This is a genomic window from Streptacidiphilus jiangxiensis (assembly GCF_900109465.1).
Taxonomy (GTDB): Bacteria; Actinomycetota; Actinomycetes; order Streptomycetales; family Streptomycetaceae; genus Streptacidiphilus; species Streptacidiphilus jiangxiensis.
Genome location: NZ_FOAZ01000071.1, coordinates 1 through 5,537, shown reverse-complemented (window position 1 = coordinate 5,537; position 5,537 = coordinate 1). Strand labels below are relative to the sequence as shown.

Below are 5,537 nucleotides of genomic sequence, written 5' to 3'. Positions count from 1 at the left end.
CGCCGCCGGCGGCGAGGTTGCGCGCCGTGTCGCTGCTGTCGGCGACCTCGGTCTGCTCCGGCTGCGCCGTGGGGTGCTGGGCGGGCGTCGTGGCCGTGGCGGTGCTGTGGCTGCCGGCTGCTGCTCCCGTGGTGGGGGCCGCCGCGGGGGCGGTGGTCGGCGCGGTCGTGGGCGCCGTCGCCGGGGCGGTGGCGGGTGCGGTGGGGGCGGTGGTCGGCGCGGTGCTGGGGGAGTGGCTGCCGGCTCCGGCGGTGTGCCCGTCTGTGCCCTGCCCCGGCGCCGGGGCGGCGATGCTGCTTCCGCCGGACGGCGCGGTGGCGCTGTCGCCGGGCAGCGCGAGGGTCCACCCGGGCTCGATGTGGTTGGGATCGGTCAGGCGCTCACCACCGGGCTCGGCCCGGTCCCGGTTCGCGTCGAAGAGCTGGACGTACTTGTCCGCGTCGCCGAGGTGCTCCTGGGCGAGTGCGGACAGCGTGTCGCCGTGGTGGACGGTGATCGTGCCGGTCTTGTCCTGGGCGGTCGCGCTCGCGCCGGACGACGCGGGGGCGGTGCCGGGCATCAGCAGCACCCAGCCGGGCTGGATCGGCCGGTCGGAGTGGAAGACCGCTCCGCCGGCCATGGTGCGGCCGTCGTTGAGGTCGGCGATCTCGTGCCAGCGCTCCCCTGAGCCGAGCTGGTCCTGCGCGATGCTCCACAGGCTCTGGGCGGGGCTGGTGCTGCGCACCGTGTAGGTGAGGTGCTGGGTGCTGGGCGCCTGCGCGGTGCTGGCGGTGGTGGTGTAGCCGGCGACCGCGGAGGCGGTGGCGACGGTGGTTCCGTGGGTGCCCGCGGCGGTCGCCGGGTGGGTGCCGGCCGCCAGCGCCGCACCGGTGGTGGGCACCAGCAGCAGGATCGCCGACACCAGGGTGGAGGCGATCTGCTGGCTCCAGGCGAAGCCGCGAAGCCGGGGCGCGGCTCGGCCCCTCAGCTGCGCGGGGATCTCCAGCAGCACGGACACCGCGAAGCTGCCCCAGCCGATCCAGCCGATGACCACGAGGACGAGAAGGAAGGCGGCGCCGTTGTCCTGGCGGGTGAAGATCTGGGTGAAGGACGAGAAGTCCGCCAGGCCCGGGCCGGCGTAGCGGTGGGTGGCGGCCAGCAGCGCGACGGGCAGGGCGGTCAGCAGGCCCAGCAGGACGACCAGGCCGCCGAGGGCACGGGGCAGGTCCCGCAGGCGACTGCGGGTGCGGAGCTGGTGGGGGTTCTTCGGCGGCATGTTCACGGTCCCTTCGGCGCGGTCACACCGTAGACCAGGGCGGCGGTGGCGTGGCCGTGCACCGGCATGTTGCCCAGCCCCCAGATGCTCGTGTACGTGGAGGTGAGGTCGACGACGAGGACCCGCCCGCCGTCGGTGGGGTAGATCTTGGCCGTGCCGTGGAAGCCGGCTCGCTCGAGGTAGTGGACGGCTGCGTTGTGGGCGGCTTGCGGGTCGACGACGATGCCGTTGCCCGGGATGGCCTTGCCCGCGTCGATCTGCTCGCCGCCGGCTCGGGCGGCTTCCTGCGCGATCGCGTCCGCGCGCTCGGATGCCTTCAGCTTCCCGCCGCCGTCGACGATCAGTCCGAGCAGGGCGAGCAGGGCCATGACGCTGATGGCGACGAAGATGGACAGGCCGCCCTCCTCACGGGGGCGATCGGCCGGGAAGAGGGTCACGTGGTTCACCTCTGGGTGTAGGTGTCGGCGTAGGAGGTGAACGTCGAGGTCAGCGTCTTGCTGCCGAGGTGGAGGCCGAAGAGGTCCGCGAAGCTGACCGTGCAGCTGACCTTGACGGTGACGTAGCCGGACTGCCCGGACCGGGTGGGGATGCTCTTGTCCGGGATGGAGACGGCCGGCGAGCAGTGCAGGGCGGTGCTCGAGCTGGCCATGTCCCTGGCTGCAGCCTGGTACGCCGCGGCGTAGGCCGCGCCCGGGGTCTTGGAGATGGACGCGGCTCTTGCGGCGTCCTCGGCGGCGCCGTCGACGACCTGCCCGGTCAGCGCGATGCGGCCGGCGGCCCAGGCCAGGCACAGGAACAGGATCAGGACCGGGACGACGATGGCCGCCTCGATGCTGGCCGAGCCGTCTTCGCGCCGGGCACGCAGCTTCAGTGTCCGGAAGGTCATCGGGCGTTCCACTTCTCCACGGGCGCCGAGGCGCTCTGGCTGACGGAGAAGCCGCTGACTCCGGGGATCAGCGACTGGGCCTGCCCGGTGACGGTGATGGTGATCCGCGTCGCGGAGCTGCCGTTCGGCGAGGCGTGCGGGGAGCGCAGCGCACTGCCGCCGAGCCGGGTGGCGGCTTCGTTGGCCCGGGCCACGCCGGTGTTGACGTTGGAGCCGTAGGTCCGTGCGGCCACGACGCCTTCGCGGGCTGCGGTCTGGGCCACCTCCCGGGCGTAGTACCACATGACCGCCTGCACGACCATCACGGTGAACAGGATGACGAAGGGGAAGACGATCGCGGTTTCGATCGAGGCGTCGCCGCGTTCCTCGCCCTCACGCAGTCGTTGTGCGAGGTCGCGCAGAGCCCGCGGGAGCTGCCGGTGCGATGGTGCCGGTGCGTCGGTGCGCATGTGCTTCCTTCCTGGCGGGATCGCGGCGGTGACGGTGGTGGCAGGGCGCCGCCGGGGCCGGTGCGGTGACCGGTCCCGGCGGCGGCCAGGTGCTCACTGGCTGGAGAGCTTGCTCTTGTACTTGTTGAGGAGGGTGACGGTGATGACGGTGGCGATCGCCAGGGCCAGGGTGATGCCGGCCACCCAGATGATGACGGTGGTGATGGAGACGTCGCCGCGCTCCCGCTCCTCCTTCAGGCTCTCCATCCGGGAGGCGGCCCAGGCGACCACGGCTGCGTAGCCGAGGGTCTCGGGGAGGCGGTAGACGGCGAGCTTGGCCTTGTCGATGGGGCTCATGGTGGTGCTCTCTTCCTCGGTGTAGGTGTGGGTTCTGGTGAAGGCGGGACAGGAGGTGTGGGGTCAGGTGACGAGGATGTGCATCACCGCGGGGAAGCCGACCAGGGCCATGACCAGGACGGCCAGCAGGCCGCCGGGCGCGGTCATCTTCTCCGAGTCCGCGTTGGCCTCCTCGGCCTGCTTGGACATCAGCTCGGTGCGCAGGGACCGGGCTCGGGCACGCAGGGTGTTGTAGACGGCGGCGCCCTCGGTCGAGGACAGGCTCATGATGTCCGCGACGTCTGCGAGCTGCGGCACGTCCAAGTCGTCGCCCATGCGCTTGAGCTCGACCCAGGGGGCGACCTTGTCGATACGGGCGAGCTCCAGGGCCTGCCGGATCCGCAGGAAGGGCCAGCCCTGCCCGACCTCGGCCGCGCGTTCCACGGCCTCGGCCGGGCCGGCGTCGCCGGCGCGTTCCAGCGCGATGAGGTCGAGGTAGGCCGCGATGGCATGGGAGAACTCGATCCGGGCGCGCTTGGCCTTGTCCCGGACGTCCCAGTCGGCCAGGACGAAGAACAGCGCCCCGACGGCCAGGCCCACGGCCAGCGGGATGGGCACCGGCAGGTAGTAGCCGGTGATCATCACGATGGAGTTCAGGACGGTCGGGAAGACCAGGCCCAGCAGGCCGAGCGCGACCCGGGTCAGCATGTGCACCGCGGGGCTCTTGCCCAGCAGCGCCAGGTCCTTGTGACGGATCGTGACGCCGGGCAGGCCCTGCAGATGCTGGATCAGCCACCGGCCGACCTTCTCGTCCTGGCTCAGCTCCTCGTGGTCCAGGTCGAGGACCGGCGCCTGGTTGATCTGGTCGAGTGCGGCGCTGAGCTGGGGCTGGGACTTGAGGGACGCACGGATCAGTCCGGCGATGCCGGCGCCGACCAGGGCCCCGGCGAAGATCGCAATGACGGGGATCATCGTGCACCTCCGGCCAGCGCGGCGGCGCGCCGGTCTGCGACCTGGCGGGGAGTCGGCGCGGTCAGGGTGACCGAGCTGCGCGGGTCGGCGGCCAGGAACCTGGGAGTGGACCGGAAGGTCGCCAGCTGCCGCATCCACGCCAGCACGCCGGCGAACCCGGCGATGAGCATGGTGAGGACCAACTGCCCGAGCACGGTGCCGTAGGGCTCGATGTAGGCGGTGTCGAAGGAGCCGGCGCCGATGATGGCGAGGGTCATGAACGTCATCCAGCGCACGGTGGTGCGGGGCTTGGCCCGGTCGGCCTCGATCTCGCGGCGCTGGCGCACCTCGTCGCGCACCGAGTCGGCGAGGTCCTCCAGGTTCCTGGCCAGGCCCGGGCCGCGGTCCGAGGCCCGCAGGATCAGGGCGGCGCACACCTTGTCGGCGGTCGCGTCGTTCAGATGGTCCGCGAAGCCGATCAGGGCGTCCTCGGGCCGCCACCCGGACTGCAGGCGGGCGGCGAGCTCACCCACGGGGCGCTCCAGCGCGGCGGGCGCGGTGCGGCGGGAGTCCTTCATCGCCTGCTCCAGGCCGACACCCAGGTAGAGCACGTCGGCCAGGCGGCGAGTCCACTCGGCCAGCGCGTCCAGCTCGGTGATCCGGATCGTCGCGGCCTTGCCGGGGCTGAGCAGCCACGGCAGCCCGACGGCGAGCAGCACCAGCAGCAGGCCGACGACCATCCATCCGGTGACGGCCCAGGCGGCCAGGCCCAGCACGCCGCCGACAATCCAGCGGGCGCGGAGCTGGGCGCGGGCGGCCGCGCTCTGGTCGCTGCCGTGCAGCGCGGAGCGGAAGCGGCCCAGCGGGCCGAGGGTCCGCGGAGCACTCGTACCGACGACTCCCGCGACGAAGCCCACCAGGCCGCCTGCCAGGACCAATCCGGCCAGCAGGCCGCCGAGCATCAGTTCGGTGGTGCCCACTACGCGCCCACCTTCACGTCCAGCGGCAGCTGCCAGGCCCCGCCGGGGGCGCGCAGCAGGTCGGCGTTGAAGCCGACGCGGGCCAGGTCGGCCACGCACGCGGGGTTCATCCGCGGAACCGCGCGCAGCTCCCCGACTTCCGGGTTGGGGCCGAAGATGGTGTTCACGGTCGGACGGCCGCTCTCACCGGCGCCGGTGACCTCGAGCACCTGCGAGACGAAGCGGTGCTTACGGCCCCCGATCGCGGTCTCGTCGAGCATCCGGACGAAAACCACGGCGTCGATGCCGTTGGCGATCTGGCGGTAGGCCAGTTGCTCGGAGAAGCCCTCACCGGCCTGCATGTACAGCTCGGCGATGCGGTCGAAGACCATGCCGGCCTCGCGGGCGTGGATGGTGCACAGGCTGCCGCCCTCGCCGTTGGTCATCGACTGGAGCATGGGGACGACCTCGCGGCCGCGGACCTCGCCGACCACGATCCGCGACAGGCTCATGCGCAGGCTCGGGTAGATGAGGTCGTTGACGGTGATCTCCCCGGCGGCCTGGCCGTCGACCCGCTCACCGTTGCCCTCGCGGGCCTCCATCGCCACGATCTGACGGTCCGGCTCCAGCTCGTGCAAGAACAACTCGAACTCGGTCTCGAGGGTGCCGATCCGCTCGTCCATCGGGATCTCGCGGGCCATCGCGCGCATCAGCGAGGTCTT

8 protein-coding genes are annotated in these 5,537 nt (G+C 72.2%); all 8 read right to left on the bottom strand.

The genetic code is table 11. The features are described from left to right. Positions 1–1,255 (bottom strand): LysM peptidoglycan-binding domain-containing protein (locus BMY61_RS45770; RefSeq protein WP_143094841.1); only part of this gene is annotated, 1,255 nt, incomplete at its 3' end. Between the two features lie 2 nt (positions 1,256–1,257). After that, entirely contained in the window at positions 1,258–1,692 is a 435-nt protein-coding gene (locus BMY61_RS43465; RefSeq protein ID WP_236656064.1) for a pilus assembly protein TadG-related protein, read from the bottom strand. A 5-nt stretch (positions 1,693–1,697) separates the two neighbouring features. Then, entirely contained in the window at positions 1,698–2,141 is a 444-nt protein-coding gene (locus BMY61_RS43460) for a TadE family protein (protein ID WP_042449510.1), read from the bottom strand. Next, positions 2,138–2,590, bottom strand: coding sequence for a TadE family protein (locus BMY61_RS43455; protein WP_082015105.1), 453 nt, complete (start codon positions 2,588–2,590; stop codon positions 2,138–2,140). The genes BMY61_RS43460 and BMY61_RS43455 overlap by 4 nt, the downstream gene beginning before the upstream one ends. A 93-nt stretch (positions 2,591–2,683) precedes the next feature. Continuing rightward, positions 2,684–2,926, bottom strand: a complete 243-nt coding sequence (locus BMY61_RS43450; protein WP_042449508.1) for a hypothetical protein — start codon at positions 2,924–2,926, stop codon at positions 2,684–2,686. Between the two features lie 63 nt (positions 2,927–2,989). Continuing rightward, complete coding sequence (locus BMY61_RS43445) at positions 2,990–3,877, bottom strand: type II secretion system F family protein (RefSeq protein ID WP_042449506.1); 888 nt, start codon at positions 3,875–3,877, stop codon at positions 2,990–2,992. Next, positions 3,874–4,836 carry a type II secretion system F family protein gene (locus BMY61_RS43440; protein WP_236656063.1) on the bottom strand — a complete coding sequence of 321 codons (963 nt, stop codon included), beginning with the start codon at positions 4,834–4,836 and terminating at the stop codon, positions 3,874–3,876. The genes BMY61_RS43445 and BMY61_RS43440 overlap by 4 nt, the downstream gene beginning before the upstream one ends. Beyond that, a partial coding sequence (locus BMY61_RS43435; protein WP_177240418.1) for a CpaF/VirB11 family protein occupies positions 4,836–5,537 on the bottom strand: 702 nt, incomplete at its 5' end. The genes BMY61_RS43440 and BMY61_RS43435, both read right to left, overlap by 1 nt.